Annotated in this window: 1 pseudogene; it reads right to left on the bottom strand. The window is 45.0% G+C overall.

Annotated features, from left to right (window positions below):
- Positions 1-511: pseudogene (locus tag C9J51_RS19395) on the bottom strand (arginine decarboxylase); the annotation flags it as partial.

The raw sequence follows: 511 nt of genomic DNA, 5'->3' as shown, positions 1-511 counted from the left end.
TGTGTTGCAAATACTGTAGGACCAGTATGGTCTTTAGCATCGCCACGCATTGCGTAGTGACCCTTGTAGATAGGGTTAAAACGTGCGTAACCAAACCATGCTTCATCCATGTGAATACGGCTAGAGCTTTCACCTAGTAGCGCTTCAGTCACTTCTGAGTGGTAACATAAACCGTCATAAGTACAGTTAGTTACTACTGCGTAGCTTGCTTTTTTCTCGTCAGCGTTGAAAGGAATGCCCGCATTTTTAGCTTTAAGCGCGATGCCTTCTTTGCTCATTTGAACTTTGCTGATCGGACCGATGATACCGTAACAGTTACGGCTAGGTACCATGTAGATTGGACGTGCGCCCGTTAGGATCAGACCTTGTTCAATTGATTTGTGACAGTTACGGTCACAAATAGCGATATCGTCGTCTTTCATACATGCTTGCATGATAGTACGGTTTGAACCAGATGTACCTACGATACCAGAGTAAGACTGGTGAGCACCGAAGATCTTAGCCGCTTCAA

This window comes from Photobacterium iliopiscarium (genome assembly GCF_003026395.1).
Classification (GTDB): Bacteria; Pseudomonadota; Gammaproteobacteria; order Enterobacterales; family Vibrionaceae; genus Photobacterium; species Photobacterium iliopiscarium.
The sequence above is the reverse complement of the archived record's forward strand: the minus strand, read 5'-3'. Positions and strand labels throughout refer to the sequence as shown.